Raw genomic sequence first — 18,566 nt, 5'->3', positions numbered from 1 at the left:
ATCAGTGAGCGCGAAGCTGTTGGCGCAGGGCGGTCAGCACGGCCTCCATATCGGGCGTGGCATCATGCCAGATGGCAAAGCTAGCCGCTGCCTGGCCGACCAGCATGCCCAGCCCATCCGCCACGGTTTGTGCCCCTTGTTCCGCGGCCTGCCGCATGAACGGCGTGGCTTGCCCGCCGTACACCATGTCATAGGCAAGCGACACGGGCTTATAGAGATTCCCGGGCAGGTCAGGCGCTGCCTGTCCCAGGCTGCTCGAAGTCGCGTTGATGACCATGTCCCAGGGGCCGCCGGCATCGGCGAGGCTGCCGCAGGATAGACGCGGCGACAGGTCGGGCAGTTGTTCGACCAGGTGGCGATGCAGCGTTAACGCGCGCTCAGGGCTTCGGTTGATTATGCGTAAACGGGCGCAGCCGGCTTCAAGCAGTGGAAAAACGACGCCTCGGGCGGCGCCGCCGGCTCCGATCAGCAGTATTTCCTTGTCTTTCGGCGAGTGTCCCAGCCTCAGCAAGTCGTTCAATAAGCCGACGCCGTCGGTATTGCAGCCGTGCAGATTACCCTTGTCCATCCACAAGGTGTTTACCGCGGCGGCCAGCCGTGCGCGCGGAGTAAGGTTGGGGTTTGCCAGGGCGAAGGCCTCTTCCTTGAACGGTACGGTAACGTTAAGGCCCTGGCCTCCTTGGGCGAAGAATTCCCTCACCGTTGTCTCAAACCGGTCCAATGGTGCCTTGATCTTTTCGTAAGTAATGGCCAGGCCGGTTTGCCGTGCGAAGAGCTCGTGTATGAAGGGAGAGCGGCTATGTTCGATGGGATTGCCGATCACGGCGTAGCGTTTGAGCGGTATGGCGCGGTTCACGGCGTATTGGTTTCCAATTGCTGGTTCATGAAATGCCATGTTCGGGTAATGGCGAACACGTCGGTATTGCGAGCCATGCTCGCGGGTAGCGGCGCGAATGGCGCGGCCAGCTGCACAATGCGTGTGGCAGCCAGGTTCAGTATGGGGTGTTCAGAGGGGCGATCGATTTCGACGCGCTCCAGCGAACCGTCCTTGCGTATGTAAACCGTAAGCTGCAAGTCGCCGTACACCTTGCCGCGTGCCTCACTCGGATAATGCTCGGTACCGAGCAATTCGATTTTCTCGCGCCACGCCTCTACATAGGTCGCGTAGTCCACGGCTCGTGCCGATGGTCCCGAGAATTGGTGGCGTGGCTGGGCGTTGTAGCGCTCTATGCGTTCCTTCAAGGCGCTGATCTGCGCATTGACCAAGCGTGACTCTTGCGACACATCGTCGGCGCCGGATTCACTGGAGGGTTCGGACAGGTCGGGTTCCTGGCGCTCAGGGAGGACTTTTTGCTGTGCCGTCAATTGCGTGTAGAGTCTGAGCTGTTCCGCCTCGAGCTCTTGCTGCTTTTTGTGCAAGGCAGCCAGCACCACCTCGTCGGGCGACTTGGCCGTGCGCGGCAGGGGCGAGCTGGCCTGTCCGGATTCTACCTGGCCGCCACCATTGAGCATGTCCTGGGCGAGCATTTTCGGCTTGATGGGTGCCGCAGTGCTGCGGGCATTGACCAGTGTGACTTCCAGCGCATTCACGGCTGCCTTCGGAGGAATGGGCCTGGAAAAATGCACAGTCAGGACAGCCGCATGGATGACCAACGACAGCAGCAGTGCGATGCGCAAATAGTCATTGCGCGGCATGCGGACACGCAACAGCAGGGCGGAAAGCATAGACATATCTGGCCCGTACGGAAAGTGATCAGGCTATTGCAGTTTCGCGCAGCCGGCATTCCAGCTCAAGTGCCAGTTCATCGAAGCCGAGTATGTCCAGTGTAATGAGTTGTCCGCGTTCAAGCTCCGGCAGGCCAGGGACGCGTGTTACCAGCGGCGCGCATGTCAGGCGTACGAGATCGTCGCGCAACACGCTGGCCTGCACGGTACGTAGGTCTTGTTGTTGCAGCCAACGCAGGCACCAGTAACGCTCCATGGCGGACTGGTAGTCGCTCCATACCGTGTACTGGGATTCAAAAGCGCCAATAATGGCGAACAGATCGGCATCCTTGGGTTTGAATGGGGCCACCAGCCTTGCTGAGACACCATGTTCGACGGTGGCAATCAATTGCCACTGGTTGACCAGGTCGACGTAGCGGCGCAAGGGCGACGTGCACCATGCATACTGCGGGACGCCTATCGATTCGTGTGGCAGCGCGTGCGTGGACATTCGTACACGCCCCATTTGCTGGGACCGGTAGATGCCGGGCACGCCATGTTGCGCCAGCAGGCCACCCCAGATGTTATTGGTCATGATCATGTATTCGGCAACCAGGCGGTCCAGCGGCGCGTTGCGGCGACGTGGTACCAGCTGCACCGGCGTGTCGGGGTCATCGTAGGGACCATCCAGCACAAACGAATATTCGACACGATTGTTGTTTTCAGGCTTGCCGCGTACCTGCTCGCGCTGCGCCGACAGAAGCTGGGCGTAGGCCCATAAAGGCCGCAGCCACTCGGCATACGGCAAGTCGGATTCAGGATCGGCCAGGGCTTCGTCGGTAACGAATTCATCCAGCAGGTTATGGCGCAGGTTTTCTCGTACCTGGATGCGTTCGAGTCGGGTTTCAGATGAAAGGAGCTCGCCCGTGGTCAAGTTCGCCGTTACGTACAGGGACAGGGCTGGCTTGGGTTTGCCTGCATCCAGCGAGAATGCATCGATCAGCTCATTGGGCAGCATGGGGATCTTCAGCCCGGGAATATAAACCGTCGACATGCGCGTCCGGGCGAGTTTGTCCACGTCGCTGCCGCGTGTGACCGCCAGGCCGGGCACCGCAATGTGGACGCCAATTCGAACGGTGTCGCTATCGAGCGGCGTCACGGACAAGGCGTCGTCGACTTCGGTTGTGCTGGTATCGTCGACCGAGTACGCAACCACGTCGGCCATGGGCAGGTCAGCCGCGATTTCGCCGACTTGCACCGGCGCAAATTGCGTGCCCTTGGGGAAATTCGCAGTCATGAAACGATGCTGGTGCACGGCCAGGGCGTGTGGCCAGGCGCCCAGCTGCAGCAAAAGCTTTTCAGGGTTTGTGTGCAACTGTTCGATTGCCGCTTCAAACGCCTTCCATTGCAGCGTATTCTTATCGGGTCGGGTCAGCAAGGAATGGGCGACCTCGGCAATGGCCTCGGGCAATTGACCGGCGACCAGCTGGTCGGTCCATTCCTGTTGCTGGGCAGCTTGTTTCTGCTTTTTTTCGATTGCGGCGAGCGCCGCAGCCAGGATGTCGGGGGGCGCCGGCCGGTATTGCCCTTTGCCGCGCCGATGGAAGTAAGCGGGTGCGCTGTTAAGAGCAAAGATCAATCCGGCTTTTTCTACTGCGCTGGGTGCGTGTCCGAAATAATCCTGGGCGAACGTGGCGGCGTCGAACTCTTCCTGCGGCGCGCATTCCCAAAGGAAATCGATTTCAAGCGTCTGGGCAAGGTCGCGTGCCTGCTCGAGCATCACGGCGGGTGCCGGCTGCTCGAAGCTGAACAAGACGCTGGTATTCTTGATTTTGCTGCGCTTGCCCGATTCGGACTCCACCTGCATGGTGGAGTCGCTTTGCGAAAAGATCTTTTCCGCCTTGAAGTTCCCGCTGTCTTCGTAAAGAACGTACATAATTTTCCATCAGGACATGCGCTATCGCGTGTCGGTTCGTGTAGGGTGTTGGCGGGTGCCCAAGGCAAAATCCAGGACTTCGGGCAGCCACTGCTGGAAGTCGGATAAGCCGTGGTCGCCGCCTTCAAGTATGTGGCCCTGGCTACCCACATACCAGTCGGCCATCTCGTGCCAGTCGAGCACTTCGTCGCCCTTGGCGGCCAATAAATAATATCGTTCGGGCCGGGCCGGCTTTCCGACCGCCATCTCGGCCAGCTCGTCGACATACTCGGGCAGGAAAACAAATGGATCCGTCGAATGATACAGCGTGTGCTCGCCCACTTGTGTAGCCAGGTCGCGCGCCGCATACACGGCTGGATTCAGTACGACTGCGCGGCACTTCCAGTGTTCCGCCAGGCAGGTGGCGTAGTAGCCGCCCAGCGACGAACCGACAATAGCGAGATCGTTTTCAGGCTGCAAGCCTTTTTCTTTTACGGCAACTTCTATAAGGTGGCTGGCCAACGCGATGGAGCGTTGCGGACTGGCCGGCAACTGAGGGCAGACCCATTCCTGGCTCAGGCCGCGCTCTTGCATGGCTTGTGCCATCTGGGTGGCCTTGCTGGATTTGGGCGATGAACGAAAACCGTGCAGGTACAGGATCATGGTTCGTATTCCTTCAGGGTTGCAGGCGGTCGAGAAGCTTTTGGTGTATTCCCGCAAAGCTTCCGTTGCTCATTACCAGAATAGAATCCCCGGGCGCTGCTGACAAGCATACGGCATCCATTAATTTGTCCAGGTCGTCGTAGGCCGACGCGCGCTCGCCCAGGGGCGACAGGACTTGGGCGGGGTTCCAGCCCAGCGCGTGCTTGCCGCTGCTGGCGCCAAAGCAGAACACAAGATCGGCTTCCTGCAAGGCGGCGGGCAGGCGGGCTGCCATGCTGCCCAGCTTCATGGTGTTCGAGCGCGGCTCGATGACGGCGAGGATACGCTGCTTGCCGGTTTGCTTGCGCAATCCCTCGAGCGTCGTGGAAATGGCGGTGGGATGGTGCGCGAAATCGTCATAGACCTTGATGCCGTTGACGGTACCCCGCAATTCCATGCGTCTTTTCACGCCCTTGAACGCCGAAAGCGCCTCTATCCCCTGGGGGGGCGGAACACCCAGGTGCTCGGCCGCCGCCAGGGCGGCCAGCGCATTCATGCGGTTGTGCTCGCCGGTAAGGTCCCAATGCAACGTGCCCACGGGGGCGTTGTTGACCTTGATCTGGAAGTCGCAGGCGTGCCCATCGGGAACGGCTTGCCATTGACCCCCGGGTCCGAAGGTCTCGACGGGTGTCCAGCAGCCACGCGCTAAAACGCGGTCCAGCGGCTCGCATACGCTTGGACGAATGATCCGGCCTTCAGACGGTATGGTGCGGACCAGATGGTGGAATTGAGTCTCGATGGCCGGCAGGTCCGGAAAAATGTCGGCGTGATCGAACTCCAGGTTGTTCAACACGGCCGTGCGGGGGCGGTAATGTACGAACTTCGAACGTTTGTCGAAGAATGCCGTGTCGTATTCATCCGCCTCGATCACAAATGTCGTCCGGCTTGGTTGATATCGTGCCGATACCTTCAAGTCGGAGGCAATGCCGCCGATAAGGAAATTAGGCTCCATCCCGGCGTGCTCAAGTATCCATGCCAGCATTGAGCTGGTGGTGGTCTTGCCGTGCGTGCCCGCGACCGCCAGCACATGTTGGCCTTGCAATATCTCCACGCCCAGCCATTGGGGTCCGGATGTATAGGGCAGGCCACGGTCGAGTATGGCTTCCATCAGCGGGTTGCCCCGAGTGACGACGTTGCCGACAATGTAGAGGTCTGGCTTCAACTCCACTTGCGAGGCGTCGAAGCCTTCGATCAGGCGGATGCCTTGTTCCTCGAGCTGGGTGCTCATGGGAGGATAGACCCCTGTGTCGCATCCCGTGACGGTATGGCCGGCCGCCCGCGCAATCAGCGCCAGGCCACCCATGAACGTTCCGCAGATGCCAAGAATATGTAGATGCATTGTTTTCCTCCGGCGCCTATTGTAGTCAGTCGGGTCGAAATATCGGTATTGGGTAGCGCCGCGGCAGTGACGCCGGGCGGACGGCTTTATGCCAGGTGCTATCATAAATGTGCTTTTGATTACCTATGGACTGGACGATATGAAACGGCGAGAATTCCTGCGCTACGCGGCGATTGCAACGGCGGGTACGGTATTGCAACTACCGTCGGCGTACGCTGGCGCTTTGCCACCCGATCCGTTTTACGCCAATGGCTTTCCCGACCTGGAAGGCCAACAGGTGGAATTCACCGCTTACCTGGGCAAGCCGCTGGTCCTCAATTTCTGGGCAACCTGGTGCGCGCCATGTGTAAAAGAGATGCCCGATCTTGACGCCCTGCATAAAAAATACGGCGATGTCAGCTTCGTGGGCCTGGCGGTCGATACGCAGGTGAATGTTGAAAAGTTCAGTCAGAAGGTGCAGGTATCGTATCCCTTGCTCATTGCCGGCCATGGCGCCATCAAGTTGATGCGCGCTCTGGGCAACAAGCAGGGCGGCCTGCCGTTTACGGTGGTCTTCGATAAGCAAGGCCAAGTGGCTCGCCAACTACTGGGTCAAATCAAGCCTGCGGAACTCGAGCAAATCATTGTCGGCATGCGCTGAAACAGTCGCTTAAGTTACTTGGCTTTAATGGACAAATACGCCTTTTTAGCGTAAAAAGGCGGTCTGTCTTCATAAAAAATCCGCGATGGCGCAGCACATTCTTGTTTTGCACGGCCCCAACCTCAATCTGCTCGGCACACGCGAGCCAGAGGTCTACGGACGACGTACGTTGAACGATATTAACCAACGCTTGCAGCAGTTGGCGACAGAAAGCGGCGCACGCTGCACCGCTTTCCAAAGCAATCACGAAGGTGAACTGGTCGATCGCATTCAGGCTGCAAGCCGGGACCACATCGACTTCATTCTTATTAATGCCGCCGCATATACTCACACCAGCGTAGCGCTGCGAGATGCGTTGGCAGGCGTCAGCATTCCTTTTATCGAAGTACATTTATCCAATGTGCACAAGCGGGAGCCTTTCCGCCACCACTCTTTTCTGACCGACAAGGCTGTCGGAGTGGTAGCAGGCCTGGGATCCTTCGGGTACGAAGCGGCCTTGCTCTATGCGCTGGCCAACTAAGCGCGGCGCAATCACTGTTAACCTTAATCATTATGCTTGCTCTGTGCGATCGCACCAGGGCAATGTCACGGGAAGTTCGTATGGACCTAAGAAAACTGAAAACCTTGATTGACCTGGTAGCCGAGTCGGGCATAGCGGAACTCGAGATAACCGAGGGTGAAGGCAAGGTCAGAATCGTAAAATTTTCCCAGGCGATGCAGCCCGTGGCCTATGCGCCCGAGCCGGTCCCCGCGGCGGCGCCTGCGGCTGCAGCTGTTCCGCCCGCTACCCCCGAGGCTCCTGTGGGACACCAGGTGAAGGCGCCTATGGTGGGCACGTTCTACCGCGCTCCCAATCCCGGAGCATCGCCTTTTGTTGAGGTTGGGCAGTCGGTCAAGGAAGGCGAGCCGTTGTGCATTATCGAGGCAATGAAACTTCTTAACGAGATCGAGGCTGACAAGTCCGGTGTCATCAAGGAAATCCTGGTCGAGAACGGCGAGCCCGTCGAATATGGTCAACCCCTGTTTGTCATTGGGTAATTCATGTTTGAAAAAATTCTCATAGCCAATCGCGGAGAAATCGCCTTACGCATCCAGCGTGCCTGCCGCGAATTGGGCATCAAGACGGTGGTGGTTCATTCCGAGGCCGACCGCGACGCCAAATACGTGCGGCTGGCCGACGAATCGGTATGTATCGGCCCTGCGCCAGCGCGCGACAGCTACCTGAACATGCCTGCGATAATTTCCGCTGCTGAAGTCACCGATGCCGAGGCCATACACCCGGGCTACGGCTTTCTGGCGGAAAACGCGGACTTCGCTGAGCGTGTCGAAAAAAGCGGTTTTGTGTTCATCGGTCCACGCCCCGAATCCATACGCCTGATGGGCGACAAAGTCAGCGCCAAGCATGCAATGATTGCCGCGGGCGTGCCGGTAGTCCCTGGCTCTGAAGGCGCGTTGCCGGACGACCCGCAGGAGATCCAGCGCATTGCGCGCGAAGTCGGCTATCCCGTCATCATCAAGGCGGCGGGCGGAGGCGGTGGCCGCGGCATGCGGGTGGTGTATACCGAAGCCGCCTTGCTGAATGCCGTCACCATGACGCGTTCCGAAGCCGGAGCCGCATTCAATAATCCCGAGGTCTACCTCGAGAAGTTTCTCGAGAATCCCCGCCACATCGAGATCCAGGTCCTGGCAGATGGAGGACGCAATGCAGTCTGGTTGGGCGAGCGTGATTGCTCCATGCAGCGGCGCCACCAGAAGGTTATTGAAGAGGCGCCCGCGCCCGGCATTGCGCGCCGCCTTATCGAGCGCATTGGCGAGCGCTGTGCCGAAGCGTGCCGCAAGATCAATTACCGCGGCGCTGGAACGTTTGAGTTCCTGTACGAGAATGGCGAATTCTTCTTCATCGAGATGAACACCCGCATACAGGTCGAGCATACGGTTACCGAGATGGTCACGGGCATTGATCTGGTGCAGCAGCAGATTCTCATCGCTGCCGGGGAAAAATTCCTGCTTCGACAGCGGGATGTGGTCATCAAGGGCCACTCAATCGAATGCCGCATCAATGCCGAAGACGCCTTCAAGTTCACGCCCAGTCCGGGGCGCATTACCAGTTGGCATGCTCCCGGCGGACCGGGTGTTCGCCTGGATTCGCACGTCTATACCGGATACATGGTCCCGCCCAACTACGACTCCATGATCGCCAAGCTTATTACCTACGGCGACACTCGCCAGCAGGCGATAGCCCGCATGGAGATCGCGTTGTCCGAGATGGCAGTTGAAGGCGTGCAAACCAACATCCCTCTTCACCGCGAGCTCATGCAGGACGCTCGCTTCGTCGAGGGCGGAACCAGCATTCACTACCTGGAGCACAAGTTGTCTCAGCGCCCCTGATACGGGCCTGCGGCTTTAACTTGGTAAACGGGGGCGCAGCCCCTGTTTTATTGATGGAATTACTATGCGCGAACTCGTGCTGATTTGCCCCGAAGCACAAGCGGAAGCGCTTTCCGACGCCCTGCTGGAAGCCGGCGTCCTGTCGGTATCCGTGGAAGATGCCGATGGCGACACCGATATTGAAAGTCCTTTGTTCGGCGAACCCGGCATGGAGCCGGAGATCAACGCCTGGAATCGCAACCGTGTCGTCGCTTTATTGCCCGACGGCCTGGATCCGCGGCAGATTCTGGAACAGCTGCGCGATGCGGGGATCGCCGATTATCCCGATGACCAATGGTCACTGCGCGATGTTCCTGACGCCGACTGGGTGCGCTTGACGCAGTCTCAGTTCGGGCCGATTCAGGTGGGCAGCCGTATATGGATCGTCCCCAGCTGGCATCGGGACGATCCGGAAGTGCCTGTGGCAGCTGATCGACAGGTCGCCGACGCCAATGGTGTCATACACATCGAACTGGATCCCGGCCTCGCTTTTGGTACAGGTAGTCATCCAACCACCCATTTGTGCCTGGAGTGGCTTGCCGAGAACCTGAGTGGCGACGAAACGCTGCTGGACTATGGTTGCGGCTCCGGAATACTGGCCATTGCGGCAAAGTTGCTGGGGGCGGGTTACATTCAGGCCGTCGATATCGACGAGCAGGCAGTGCAGTCCACCCGCTACAATGCACAGGTGAACGGAGTGGATGTGCAGGCCATGCTGCCCGATGAGTTGCCAGAAGGGCGAACCCACGTGGTCGTGGCCAATATTTTGTCCAACCCGTTGAAGGTGCTTGCACCCATGCTGTCCGGCCGTGTGGCGCCAGGAGGTCATTTGGTGCTGTCAGGCGTTCTCGAGCGCCAAGCGCGGGAAGTCGCACAAGCCTATGCGCCATGGTTGGTGATGGATGTATGGCGTGCGAGGGAAGGGTGGGTCTGTTTACATGGCCAAAGAACGGCCTGAGGGCTAGAAAACCGCTTAATCTATGGACTTGACCACGCGCTGCCCGCAATGTGGCACTGTATTTACCGCTACTCTTGAGCAACTGCAGTTGCGCAAGGGCTATATCCGGTGCGTCAGTTGTGCCCATATTTTTGATGGCTACGATGCCGTTGTGCCGGGCAGCGAGATCCCTCCCGCGACTCCGCCCGTTGCGGCCCCCATCGCACCTGCAGCGGACGCTACAACGTCCATGCCCAGTGTATTGCGCCAGCGGCAGGGCAAGAAAGAGCCTGTATTCGGAACCGGCTCGACACCAGATTCGGAGCCGCCACGCAAGCCGCCGTCCGACCCGACACGGCCCGCCTTCAGCATTTCGAACACTCGGCAGATCAGCCAGGAATCCTCCCGCCAGGACCCCGTGTTCCGCGTGGATGATAGGGACCCGGACCCGGAGGGCTCGGATCCCGTCGTCGTGCGTGGGCGCCGCCCTGAGCCAGTCCTGGGGCGCGAGCGCGATAGCATCGCACCGCCCGGGCCGCTTATCGCCAAGCCGCGTCAGAACGCGCTTCCAAGCACCGGAACGCAGCAATCGGTTCCTAAAATTTATGTCGAGCCGAGAGCTCCGGCGACCACCGGCGACCCTAGGCAGGCACACGATATCCCAGACATCGAAGCGCCTCGCTATCGGGGTATCGCATCGGTGTTCTGGAGTGTGCTTATCGTGGCGGGTCTGGTGCTCCTGCTGGCGCAGCTGGCTTACGTCTATCGCGTGCAGCTTGCTCAGCATATTCCCGCTGTGCGCCCGTTGTTGATGCAGGCTTGCGCACAGCTGGCATGCGAGGTTCCCTATTCCCGGCAGATCAACCAGATCTCCATCATGAGTTCATCGCTCAGGGCGACTGCCGGCGCGGCGGCATCGTCTGGCGGTGCTGCATCCGGTACCGCGCCGGCAGCCGATGCTGCGGCTGGCGCAGCGCCGGCTGCCGCAACGCCCGCAGGAGATCCAACGGATTCCATGACCTTGCAGCTTACCTTGCGCAATACCTACGACAAGCCTCAGGAGTGGCCGACGCTGGTCCTGGACCTCACCGACTTTTCCGGGACCCTGGTGGTCAGGAAGAACCTTCCTCCATCAAGTTACCTGACGCCGGACTTGCTTCAGCAGCCGTTTGCCGCATCCAGCGAAATCACCGTTGGCGTGCCTATAGTCTTGAACGGCCTGAAGGTCAATGGTTATCAATTAGGCAAGTTTTTTCCATAAGGGACGTAATGTCTGACAAAGTTTTGATTTGTGGGTCGGTAGCCTTTGACACCATTACGGTGTTCGACGGACATTTCAAGGATCACATCCTTATCGACAATATCCAGACGCTGAGCGTATCGTTTTTCGTGCCAAGCATGCGCAAGGAGTACGGTGGTTGCGCCGGCAATATTGCCTATAACCTGCGTCTTCTTGACGGGCACCCAGTGCCGGTAGGCACAGTGGGTGCGGATGCAACCGATTACCTGGTCTACATGCAGCAATTGGGTATCGATACCAGCCTCATCCGGGTTTTGCCGGACATGTATACGCCACAGTGTTTCATTACCACTGATCTCGATAACAACCAGATTGCGTCATTTCATCCCGGAGCCATGATGCGTTCCGCCGAGAATGATTTGAGCGGGCATGAAGCCGCCTGGGGTATCGTGTCTCCGGATTCCAAAGACGGCATGTTTGCGCACGCTCGCCGGCTTCATGCGCAGGGCACGCCCTTTGTCTTCGACCTGGGCCAGGCGATGCCGCTGTTTTCCGGCGATGACATCAACGAGATGCTGACACTTGCAAGCATCCTTACCGCCAACGACTACGAAGCCAGCGTCGTTGCTCAGCGCACGAGACGCAGCATGCCCGAGATCGCGCGGACCTTGCAGGCGGTTGTCGTGACTCACGGCGGGGATGGCGCAATGCTATACACCGGCGGCACAGAAACGAAAATTCCACCTGTCGTCGTCGAAGATGTCGTCGATCCGACCGGCTGCGGCGATGCGCACAGGGCGGGATTGTTATACGGCCTTACACAGAACTGGAGCCTGTTTGATGCATGCTGCTTGGCGAACGTCATGGGCAGCATTAAAATTGCATCGAAGGGTCCGCAAAATCATCGGCCATCTCGCGCCGACCTAAGTACAGTCCTTAAGCAGCATTACGGCCTGAACTTGCTAGGTTGACTGGCATGCCCATTTCTGCAACCGCATGCCGGGCGGACCGATCTACTAGGAGCTTTTCATGATTTCAACGCATCTTAAACTTACGGGCGCGCGTCGCACCCGGGTTCTGGGCATAGCCTTGCTGGCTGGCTCAATGGCGGTATTGGCGGGCTGCGCCAACGATACCGCATCAAGCTCCGTTTATAACTACGGTCAGGCGCAACGCGAACAAATCGTGCGCCTGGGCACCGTTGAGGCAGTACGTAATGTCACTATCCAGAAAGACCGCTCCAGTGGTGCAGGCGTCCTGGCGGGTGGTGCGCTGGGCGGCGTCGCGGGTAGCACCATCGGCGGCGGTACCGGCAATATTCTGGCAACAATAGGCGGGGGCATTCTTGGTGCGGTGGCCGGTAATGCTGTCGAGAACCAGACTGGAAAAACCCGCGGCCTGGAAATTACCGTACGTCTCGATAACGGTGAAACACGCGTTATTGCACAAGCGGATGACGTCAATATCGGCGTGGGCCAACGCGTTCGCCTGATCAGCGGCAATGGTCCGACACGCGTCGCACCTATGTAAGACTGGACCATTGTCGGATGACGCACGCTAGTGCAAGTGCGTCAGTCCGACAATGCTGCTGTTCAGACCCCGAACAGCGAAAACGTGAATTGCTGCAAGACCATCATGGCGACCTGGGCCAGCACCAGCAGTACTAACGGCGATAGATCAAGTCCGCCCAGGTTTGGCAGGATACGGCGGATGGGATCAAGCAGGGGCGCGGTCAAGGTTTGCAATACCGGCATGACGGGTGCAAGTGGATTTACCCATGACAAGATAGCCTGTATCAAGGTGATCCATAAAATCAGGTTGAACGTCCACTTCAGCATCGTCAGCAAGGCTGTCAACAGAATGGGAAGCACGCTTTGTACAGGGGGTAGTTGCCCGCTGAGCGCGAGTACCGACAATAGAAGAAACACCAGCGCCGTCAGCCAGCAGGCGACCAGGCTGGGCCAGTCTATGCGTTTGCCGGGTCCGATAACGGTACGTATGGGATTGACCAGCCAATTGGTGGTACGCAGCACCGCTTGCGAATAGGGATTGAATGGATGCAGCCGTATTGCGTAAATCCAGGCTCGGACTATGAGTGCAATTCCGAACAGGGAAAAAATGATATTGATTAAAAAGTGCAGGACTTCGCTGAACATGGTTAGGCCACAGGGGATGTCAGAAGCGCCATTGTCGCACGAGAGCAGATGGCTTGAAAGCGGTCGACACTAAGTAAAACTGCCCGGCGCTTGACGGGCAGTTTTACGAGGACCGCATGATGTTGCTGCGGTCCTGGCGACCTTTCGTGAGCATGACTTAAGTGCGCCGCAACGCGACCACTACATCATTACGGACGGCCACCCGTTGGGAACGGCCACGAAGCGGCCGGATTGACCGTTTTCTTGCTGGCAGGTGCTGCGGTGGCTGCCTTTGCGGCTTTGGCGGCGGCCTTGGCATTTGGCTTCTTCGCCGCCGGCTGCTTAGTGGCGGATTTGGCCTCGGCCTGTTTGGACGGCGCCGCATTATCCGTTACAGCGGGACTTGCCGTAGCGGTTTCTTTCTTGCTTGCGGCCTTTTTTGCAACGGCGCTTTTAGCCGGTGCCGCATCCTGGCTTACTGCTTTCTTTATTGCGGCCTTGGCAGGTGCTTTGGTGGCTGCGGCGGTTTTAGTGGGTGCCGTCTTTTTTGCGGCGGCCTTGCCAGCTGCTTTCTTGGCAGGCGCTGCGCTTTTGGGAGCGGCTTTGTCAGAGGCGGCCTTGGATGGCGCTGCTTTCTTGGCAACCGCTTTTTTTGCAGGGGCTGCTTTCTTGCTTGCCGCGGATGTCGCGCTTGCCGCTTTCTTTGTGCTTGCCGTCTTGGCGGGAGCTGCCTTCTTGGCGACTACTTTCTTTGCGGGTGTTGCTTTCTTGGCGGGCGCTGCTTTTTTTGCAGGCGCTGCTTTTTTGGCAACCGCGGTTTTCTTGCTGGCTACGGGAGCCTTGGTGACTGCTTTCTTGGCAGCGGCCGTTTTGACTGGAGCGGCTTTCTTGGCAACCGCTTGTTTGGCGGAGGACGACTTCTTGGCTGGAGCGGTTTGCTTGGCGGGAGTCGCCTTTTTAGCTGCGGCCTTGCTTGGTGTTTTTACTGCGGCTGGGGCCTTGGTGGCGGCAGCCTTTTTTGCGACGGGGCTGGACGTCTTGGCCGGTGCTGCTTTCTTAGCGACAACTGTTTTTTTCACAGCGGTTTTATTGGCCGGTGCTGCGTTCTTGGCGGGTGCAGCTTTTTTGGTGGCCGTTGTTGTTGCGGCCTTCTTGGCTGTTGCCATAGTAATGCTCCTTGAGATTGAGTCGAAGAGGTCGTCCTCCCATTTGATATGGCCCCCACCTTGGGTGCGACCCATCTCAAATGGCGCAAGCGTGCAAAGCATCAGGTACTTTGCACGCTTAGAGTCTAACGTAAGCTCTTACTCTATTCCAAGCATTATTCCCAGCTTAATGCGCCCCCGGTCTGATATTCGATTACGCGTGTCTCGAAAAAGTTGCGTTCCTTTTTGAGATCGATCATTTCGGCCATCCAGGGGAAGGGATTTTCTTCTTGTGCAAAGAGCGCTTCGAGGCCTATTTGCTGGCATCTGCGATTGGCAATAAAACGCAGGTACGCCTTGAACATCGACGCATTCAAACCCAGCACACCGCGCGGCATTGTGTCCTCAGCGTAAGCGTATTCAAGGTCTACAGCCTGACGGAACAAGTCGCGCATCTCTTCGCGGAACGACGCTGTCCACAAGTGCGGGTTCTCGAGCTTGATCGTGTTGATGAGGTCGATGCCGAAATTGCAGTGCATGGATTCATCGCGGAGGATGTACATGTATTGCTCGGCAGCGCCCGTCATCTTGTTTTGGCGGCCCAGTGCAAGGATTTGCGTGAATCCAACATAAAAGAACAAACCCTCCATCAGGCATGCGAACACGATGAGGGATTTGAGCAGCGTCTGGTCGGCCTCGGGTGTGCCCGTCTTGAAATTCGGGTCGGCAATTGCATTGATGAATGGAATCAAGAATTCATCTTTGGCGCGTATCGATGGCACTTCGTTGTAGGCATTGAAGATCTCGCCCTCGTCCAGATCAAGGCTCTCGACGATGTATTGATAGGCGTGCGTATGAATGGCTTCTTCGAAGGCCTGGCGCAGCAGGAACTGGCGGCACTCGGGCGCCGTGATGTGGCGATACGTACCAAGCACAATGTTGTTGGCGGCAAGTGAATCGGCCGTGGTGAAGAAGCCGAGATTGCGTGTGACGATACGTCGTTCGTCGTCGGTCAACCCGTTCGGATTCTTCCAGAGCGCTATGTCGCGCGACATGTTTATTTCCTGCGGCATCCAGTGATTCGCGCAGGTTGCCAGGTATTTTTCCCAAGCCCATTTGTACTTGAATGGGACAAGCTGGTTGACGTCAGTCTCACCATTGATGATGCGCTTGTCGGAAGCCCGCACCCTGTTGCTGGCGATGGCGGCCGGAGCCTCCGATGCAGCGGCGGAATTTGCAATGGCATTGTCGGCGGGCGAGGTGGTAGGGGTTTCTTCCCAGTTCAGCATAATAAATGTCCGTGTCAGGTTATTGGCAGGCTTCGCATTCGTCGAAGCCTTCATCGCCGGGGCGCATGGTGCACGCCACGCCCATCACTTCCGCCTCGGGCAGTGCGGGTTCGACGGCAGCGGCGGCGGCAAGGGCATGCGTGCCGTTGGCGACGGCATTGAGTTCACCACCACGGCCAGTCGATTTTTCGGCATTCGTTGCGCCATTGGAACGCAGGTAGTACGTTGTCTTCAGACCGCGCAGCCATGCCAGCTTGTACGTGTCGTCCAGTTTTTTGCCCGACACGCCGGTCATGAAAATATTCAGCGATTGAGCCTGGTCTATCCACTTCGAGCGGCGAGCGGCGCACTCGACCACCCAGCTTGGATTTACTTCGAAGGCCGTTGCGTAAAGCTTGCGAAGGTCGTTGGGGATACGGTCGATGCGAGCCAGGCTACCGTCAAAATACTTCAGGTCGGCGACCATGACTTCATCCCACAACTTGCGTTCTTTCAGGTCGCGCACCAGATAGTCGTTGACCACGGTGAACTCGCCCGACAAGTTCGACTTGACGTAGAGGTTGCGATAGTTGGGCTCGATGCAGGGCGACACGCCGATGATATTGGAGATGGTGGCGGTCGGCGCAATGGCGACGCAGTTCGAGTTGCGCATGCCGTGCTGTTTGATGTGCGCGCGCAAGCTGTCCCAGTCCATCGTGCTGCTGTCGTCGACTTCGACATATCCACCGCGTTCGTCGCGCAACATGGCCAGGGTGTCCTGGGGCAATATGCCGCGATCCCACAAAGACCCTTTGAAGCTTTCGTAGTGGCCGCGTTCGGCGGCAAGCTTGCTGGAAGCCCAATACGCGTAGTAGCAAGTTGCTTCCATCGACCTGTCAGAGAATTCGATGGCGGCGTCGGACGCAAACGGTACCCGCATCATTTGCAGGCAGTCCTGGAAGCCCATGACACCCATGCCCACGGGGCGGTGGCGCACGTTGGAATTGCGGGCTTTCTCGACCGCGTAGTAATTGATGTCGATCACATTGTCGAGCATGCGCATGGCCGTGGTAATCGTACGCTCGAGCTTTTCGTGGTCCAGCACATATTGCCCGGCGGCATCCTGCTTGAGGTGCGCGGCAAGGTTCACCGAGCCCAGGTTGCATACGGCAATCTCGGTGTCGCTGGTGTTCAGCGTGATTTCCGTGCACAAGTTGGAACTGTGCACAACACCGACGTGCTGCTGCGGCGAGCGGATATTGCATGGATCCTTGAAGGTGATCCATGGGTGGCCGGTTTCAAACAGCATGGACAACATCTTGCGCCACAACGAGTTGGCGGGCACTTTCTTGAACAACGGCAATTCGCCGCTTGCAGCCTTGGCTTCGTAGGCGGTGTAGGCTTCTTCGAAGGCTCGGCCGTACTTGTCGTGAAGGTCGGGTACGTCGGAGGGCGAGAATAGCGTCCAGTCGCCGTTTTCCATGACGCGTTTCATGAAAAGGTCAGGAACCCAGTTGGCCGTGTTCATGTCATGCGTGCGGCGTCGTTCGTCGCCCGTATTCTTGCGCAGCTCCAGGAATTCCTCGATATCCAGGTGCCAGGTTTCCAGGTAGGCGCAGACTGCGCCCTTGCGCTTGCCCCCCTGGTTCACGGCAACGGCGGTGTCGTTGACAACCTTGAGGAAAGGCACGACGCCCTGACTTTCACCATTGGTGCCTTTGATGTGGCTGCGCAATGCGCGTACGGGAGTCCAGTCGTTGCCCAGGCCGCCGGCATACTTGGCCAGCAAGGCGTTTTCCTTTATGGCATCGTAGATGCCGGCCAGATCGTCGGACACCGTCGTGAGGTAGCACGACGATAACTGCGAATGCAGCGTACCCGAATTGAACAGCGTGGGCGTGGAGCTCATGAAGTCGAACGACGACAGGATTTCGTAGAATTCGATGGCGCGCGTTTCACGATCGGCTTCTTTCAATGCGAGGCCCATGGCGACGCGCATGAAGAACACTTGGGGCAGCTCGATGCGGCGGCCGCGAAGATGCAGGAAGTAGCGGTCGTACAGCGTCTGCAGGCCCAGGTAGTTGAACTGGAAGTCGCGGTCGGCCTTCAGGGCATTGCCAAGCTTTTCGAGGTCGAACTGCGCAAGCTGGGCGTCAAGCAGCCCGCCCTCGATTCCGGTTTGTATGAATTGAGGGAAATAGACGGCATAGCGGCTGGTCATGGCCGCTTGGGACACTTCTTCGCCCAGCACTTCCTTGCGGATCGTGTGCAGCAACAGGCGAGCGGTTACCTGGCTGTATGAAGGGTCATTCTCGACCATGGCTCGCGCCGAAAGTATGGCCGACTTGAAGACTTCGTCGACGGGGATGCCGTCGTAAAGATTCTTCACCGTTTCCTTCAGGATCGCGTCTGCATCGATGTCATGCGGGAGATTCATTCCGGCTTCGACGATCGTTTCGCGCAACTTGACGAGGTCCAGCGGCCGCTTGGCGCCATTCTCGCTGACGTTCAGGACAGCTGTCTCGATCACGGGCTGGCTGGCGCTGGCCTTGGTGGCGCGTTCCTGGGAGCGCTTCTCGCGATACAGCACATAGGCGCGCGCCACATCATGTTCGCCGGAGCGCATCAGGGACAATTCGACCTGATCCTGTATTTCTTCGATATGGAAGGTACCGCCGCTAGGCCGGTTGCGAGCGAGGGCTCCTGATACCTGTTCGGTCAGGTTCTCGACAAGTTCGCGTATACGTGCAGACGCAGCGCCCTGGCCCCCTTTTACCGCCAGAAATGCCTTGGTCATGGCTATGGCGATCTTGCCGGGTTCAAATCCCACAACCGCTCCGTTGCGGCGAATGATGTGGAAATTTTGCCATTGGCTTTCCGTTACGCCATTCGTGGCCTGCGGCTGATTCGGTTGAGTGGATTCGGGCTTGGGGATGGCGGTTTGTGTGGTCTGCATGGATACTCCTGGGCGTAAAGCGCCTGCGGAAAGGCGCGTTGAGCAGCATTCTTGGTGGGCGGTCGTCTGTATTGGTCCCTACGGCAATTAAGGTAGGAGACCACTACATCTTGTGGTTTGTTTGATTATTGGCACTAATTGTAGTGATGGATCTGATC

At 58.2% G+C, this 18,566-nt stretch carries 17 protein-coding genes; 8 read left to right on the top strand and 9 right to left on the bottom strand.

Annotated features, from left to right (window positions below; translation table 11 throughout):
• Position 1: 1 nt before the first annotated feature.
• The 5 genes from aroE to mpl are packed head-to-tail and all read right to left on the bottom strand — an operon-like array spanning position 2 to position 5,660.
• Positions 2-856 carry a shikimate dehydrogenase gene (gene aroE, locus CR159_RS08255; protein WP_233208221.1) on the bottom strand — a complete coding sequence of 285 codons (855 nt, stop codon included), beginning with the start codon at positions 854-856 and terminating at the stop codon, positions 2-4.
• Positions 853-1,731, bottom strand: coding sequence for an energy transducer TonB (locus CR159_RS08250; protein WP_102073531.1), 879 nt, complete (start codon positions 1,729-1,731; stop codon positions 853-855). The genes aroE and CR159_RS08250 overlap by 4 nt, the downstream gene beginning before the upstream one ends.
• Before the next feature lie 22 nt (positions 1,732-1,753).
• Entirely contained in the window at positions 1,754-3,640 is a 1,887-nt protein-coding gene (locus CR159_RS08245; RefSeq protein WP_102073530.1) for a ribonuclease catalytic domain-containing protein, read from the bottom strand.
• Between the two features lie 21 nt (positions 3,641-3,661).
• The gene (locus tag CR159_RS08240; protein ID WP_102073529.1) at positions 3,662-4,282 is read right to left on the bottom strand and encodes a YqiA/YcfP family alpha/beta fold hydrolase; all 621 of its coding nucleotides are present in this window, start codon (positions 4,280-4,282) and stop codon (positions 3,662-3,664) included.
• Positions 4,283-4,295: 13 nt separating this feature from the next.
• Positions 4,296-5,660, bottom strand: coding sequence for a UDP-N-acetylmuramate:L-alanyl-gamma-D-glutamyl-meso-diaminopimelate ligase (gene mpl / locus CR159_RS08235; protein ID WP_102073528.1), 1,365 nt, complete (start codon positions 5,658-5,660; stop codon positions 4,296-4,298).
• 88 nt (positions 5,661-5,748) lie between these two features.
• Between mpl and CR159_RS08230 the strand changes: the two genes are divergently transcribed.
• The 8 genes from CR159_RS08230 (at position 5,749) to CR159_RS08195 (ending at position 12,434) form a co-directional block, all read left to right on the top strand.
• Complete coding sequence (locus CR159_RS08230) at positions 5,749-6,300, top strand: TlpA family protein disulfide reductase (protein WP_233208220.1); 552 nt, start codon at positions 5,749-5,751, stop codon at positions 6,298-6,300.
• An 85-nt stretch (positions 6,301-6,385) separates the two neighbouring features.
• On the top strand, positions 6,386-6,820 hold the full coding sequence (aroQ, locus tag CR159_RS08225; RefSeq protein ID WP_102073527.1) for a type II 3-dehydroquinate dehydratase: 435 nt from the start codon (positions 6,386-6,388) through the stop codon (positions 6,818-6,820).
• 80 nt (positions 6,821-6,900) lie between these two features.
• A complete protein-coding gene (gene accB / locus CR159_RS08220) occupies positions 6,901-7,338 on the top strand; it encodes an acetyl-CoA carboxylase biotin carboxyl carrier protein (RefSeq protein WP_102073526.1) in 438 nt (145 codons plus the stop codon).
• 3 nt (positions 7,339-7,341) lie between these two features.
• Complete coding sequence (gene accC, locus CR159_RS08215; RefSeq protein WP_102073525.1) at positions 7,342-8,688, top strand: acetyl-CoA carboxylase biotin carboxylase subunit; 1,347 nt, start codon at positions 7,342-7,344, stop codon at positions 8,686-8,688.
• A gap of 64 nt (positions 8,689-8,752) precedes the next feature.
• Entirely contained in the window at positions 8,753-9,685 is a 933-nt protein-coding gene (gene prmA, locus CR159_RS08210; protein ID WP_102073524.1) for a 50S ribosomal protein L11 methyltransferase, read from the top strand.
• A 22-nt stretch (positions 9,686-9,707) separates the two neighbouring features.
• Positions 9,708-10,925 carry a zinc-ribbon and DUF3426 domain-containing protein gene (locus tag CR159_RS08205; RefSeq protein WP_102073523.1) on the top strand — a complete coding sequence of 406 codons (1,218 nt, stop codon included), beginning with the start codon at positions 9,708-9,710 and terminating at the stop codon, positions 10,923-10,925.
• An 8-nt stretch (positions 10,926-10,933) separates the two neighbouring features.
• Entirely contained in the window at positions 10,934-11,875 is a 942-nt protein-coding gene (locus CR159_RS08200) for a carbohydrate kinase family protein (RefSeq protein ID WP_102073522.1), read from the top strand.
• Between the two features lie 133 nt (positions 11,876-12,008).
• Positions 12,009-12,434 carry an outer membrane lipoprotein gene (locus tag CR159_RS08195; RefSeq protein WP_439650505.1) on the top strand — a complete coding sequence of 142 codons (426 nt, stop codon included), beginning with the start codon at positions 12,009-12,011 and terminating at the stop codon, positions 12,432-12,434.
• A 62-nt stretch (positions 12,435-12,496) separates the two neighbouring features.
• Here the strand turns inward: CR159_RS08195 and CR159_RS08190 are convergent, their stop codons facing one another.
• From CR159_RS08190 to CR159_RS08175, 4 genes are all read right to left on the bottom strand, one after another.
• On the bottom strand, positions 12,497-13,060 hold the full coding sequence (locus tag CR159_RS08190; RefSeq protein ID WP_102073520.1) for a YggT family protein: 564 nt from the start codon (positions 13,058-13,060) through the stop codon (positions 12,497-12,499).
• Between the two features lie 188 nt (positions 13,061-13,248).
• Complete coding sequence (locus CR159_RS08185) at positions 13,249-14,205, bottom strand: hypothetical protein (protein ID WP_102073519.1); 957 nt, start codon at positions 14,203-14,205, stop codon at positions 13,249-13,251.
• Positions 14,206-14,360: 155 nt separating this feature from the next.
• Positions 14,361-15,473, bottom strand: coding sequence for a ribonucleotide-diphosphate reductase subunit beta (locus CR159_RS08180; protein WP_102073620.1), 1,113 nt, complete (start codon positions 15,471-15,473; stop codon positions 14,361-14,363).
• A 19-nt stretch (positions 15,474-15,492) separates the two neighbouring features.
• A complete protein-coding gene (locus tag CR159_RS08175) occupies positions 15,493-18,408 on the bottom strand; it encodes a ribonucleoside-diphosphate reductase subunit alpha (RefSeq protein WP_102073518.1) in 2,916 nt (971 codons plus the stop codon).
• Positions 18,409-18,566: the final 158 nt, after the last annotated feature.

The sequence above is a fragment of the Pollutimonas subterranea genome (genome assembly GCF_002849655.1).
In the GTDB taxonomy this organism is placed as follows: Bacteria; Pseudomonadota; Gammaproteobacteria; order Burkholderiales; family Burkholderiaceae_B; genus Pollutimonas; species Pollutimonas subterranea.
Note: the sequence above shows the minus strand (reverse complement) of the source record. Positions and strands in the feature narration are given on the sequence as shown.

What these genes read in the sequence shown, in the direction of transcription:
- CR159_RS08245 (WP_102073530.1), bottom strand. Translation starts at nt 3,640, where the DNA reads ATGTACGTTCTTTACGAAGACAGCGGGAACTTCAAGGCGGAAAAGATC.
- CR159_RS08195 (WP_439650505.1), top strand. Translation starts at nt 12,009, where the DNA reads ATGGCGGTATTGGCGGGCTGCGCCAACGATACCGCATCAAGCTCCGTT.
- CR159_RS08175 (WP_102073518.1), bottom strand. Translation starts at nt 18,408, where the DNA reads ATGCAGACCACACAAACCGCCATCCCCAAGCCCGAATCCACTCAACCG.
- CR159_RS08205 (WP_102073523.1), top strand. Translation starts at nt 9,708, where the DNA reads ATGGACTTGACCACGCGCTGCCCGCAATGTGGCACTGTATTTACCGCT.
- prmA (WP_102073524.1), top strand. Translation starts at nt 8,753, where the DNA reads ATGCGCGAACTCGTGCTGATTTGCCCCGAAGCACAAGCGGAAGCGCTT.
- mpl (WP_102073528.1), bottom strand. Translation starts at nt 5,660, where the DNA reads ATGCATCTACATATTCTTGGCATCTGCGGAACGTTCATGGGTGGCCTG.
- CR159_RS08250 (WP_102073531.1), bottom strand. Translation starts at nt 1,731, where the DNA reads ATGTCTATGCTTTCCGCCCTGCTGTTGCGTGTCCGCATGCCGCGCAAT.
- CR159_RS08200 (WP_102073522.1), top strand. Translation starts at nt 10,934, where the DNA reads ATGTCTGACAAAGTTTTGATTTGTGGGTCGGTAGCCTTTGACACCATT.
- CR159_RS08180 (WP_102073620.1), bottom strand. Translation starts at nt 15,473, where the DNA reads ATGCTGAACTGGGAAGAAACCCCTACCACCTCGCCCGCCGACAATGCC.
- aroQ (WP_102073527.1), top strand. Translation starts at nt 6,386, where the DNA reads ATGGCGCAGCACATTCTTGTTTTGCACGGCCCCAACCTCAATCTGCTC.
- CR159_RS08190 (WP_102073520.1), bottom strand. Translation starts at nt 13,060, where the DNA reads ATGTTCAGCGAAGTCCTGCACTTTTTAATCAATATCATTTTTTCCCTG.
- accB (WP_102073526.1), top strand. Translation starts at nt 6,901, where the DNA reads ATGGACCTAAGAAAACTGAAAACCTTGATTGACCTGGTAGCCGAGTCG.
- CR159_RS08240 (WP_102073529.1), bottom strand. Translation starts at nt 4,282, where the DNA reads ATGATCCTGTACCTGCACGGTTTTCGTTCATCGCCCAAATCCAGCAAG.
- CR159_RS08230 (WP_233208220.1), top strand. Translation starts at nt 5,749, where the DNA reads ATGCCAGGTGCTATCATAAATGTGCTTTTGATTACCTATGGACTGGAC.
- CR159_RS08185 (WP_102073519.1), bottom strand. Translation starts at nt 14,205, where the DNA reads ATGGCAACAGCCAAGAAGGCCGCAACAACAACGGCCACCAAAAAAGCT.
- accC (WP_102073525.1), top strand. Translation starts at nt 7,342, where the DNA reads ATGTTTGAAAAAATTCTCATAGCCAATCGCGGAGAAATCGCCTTACGC.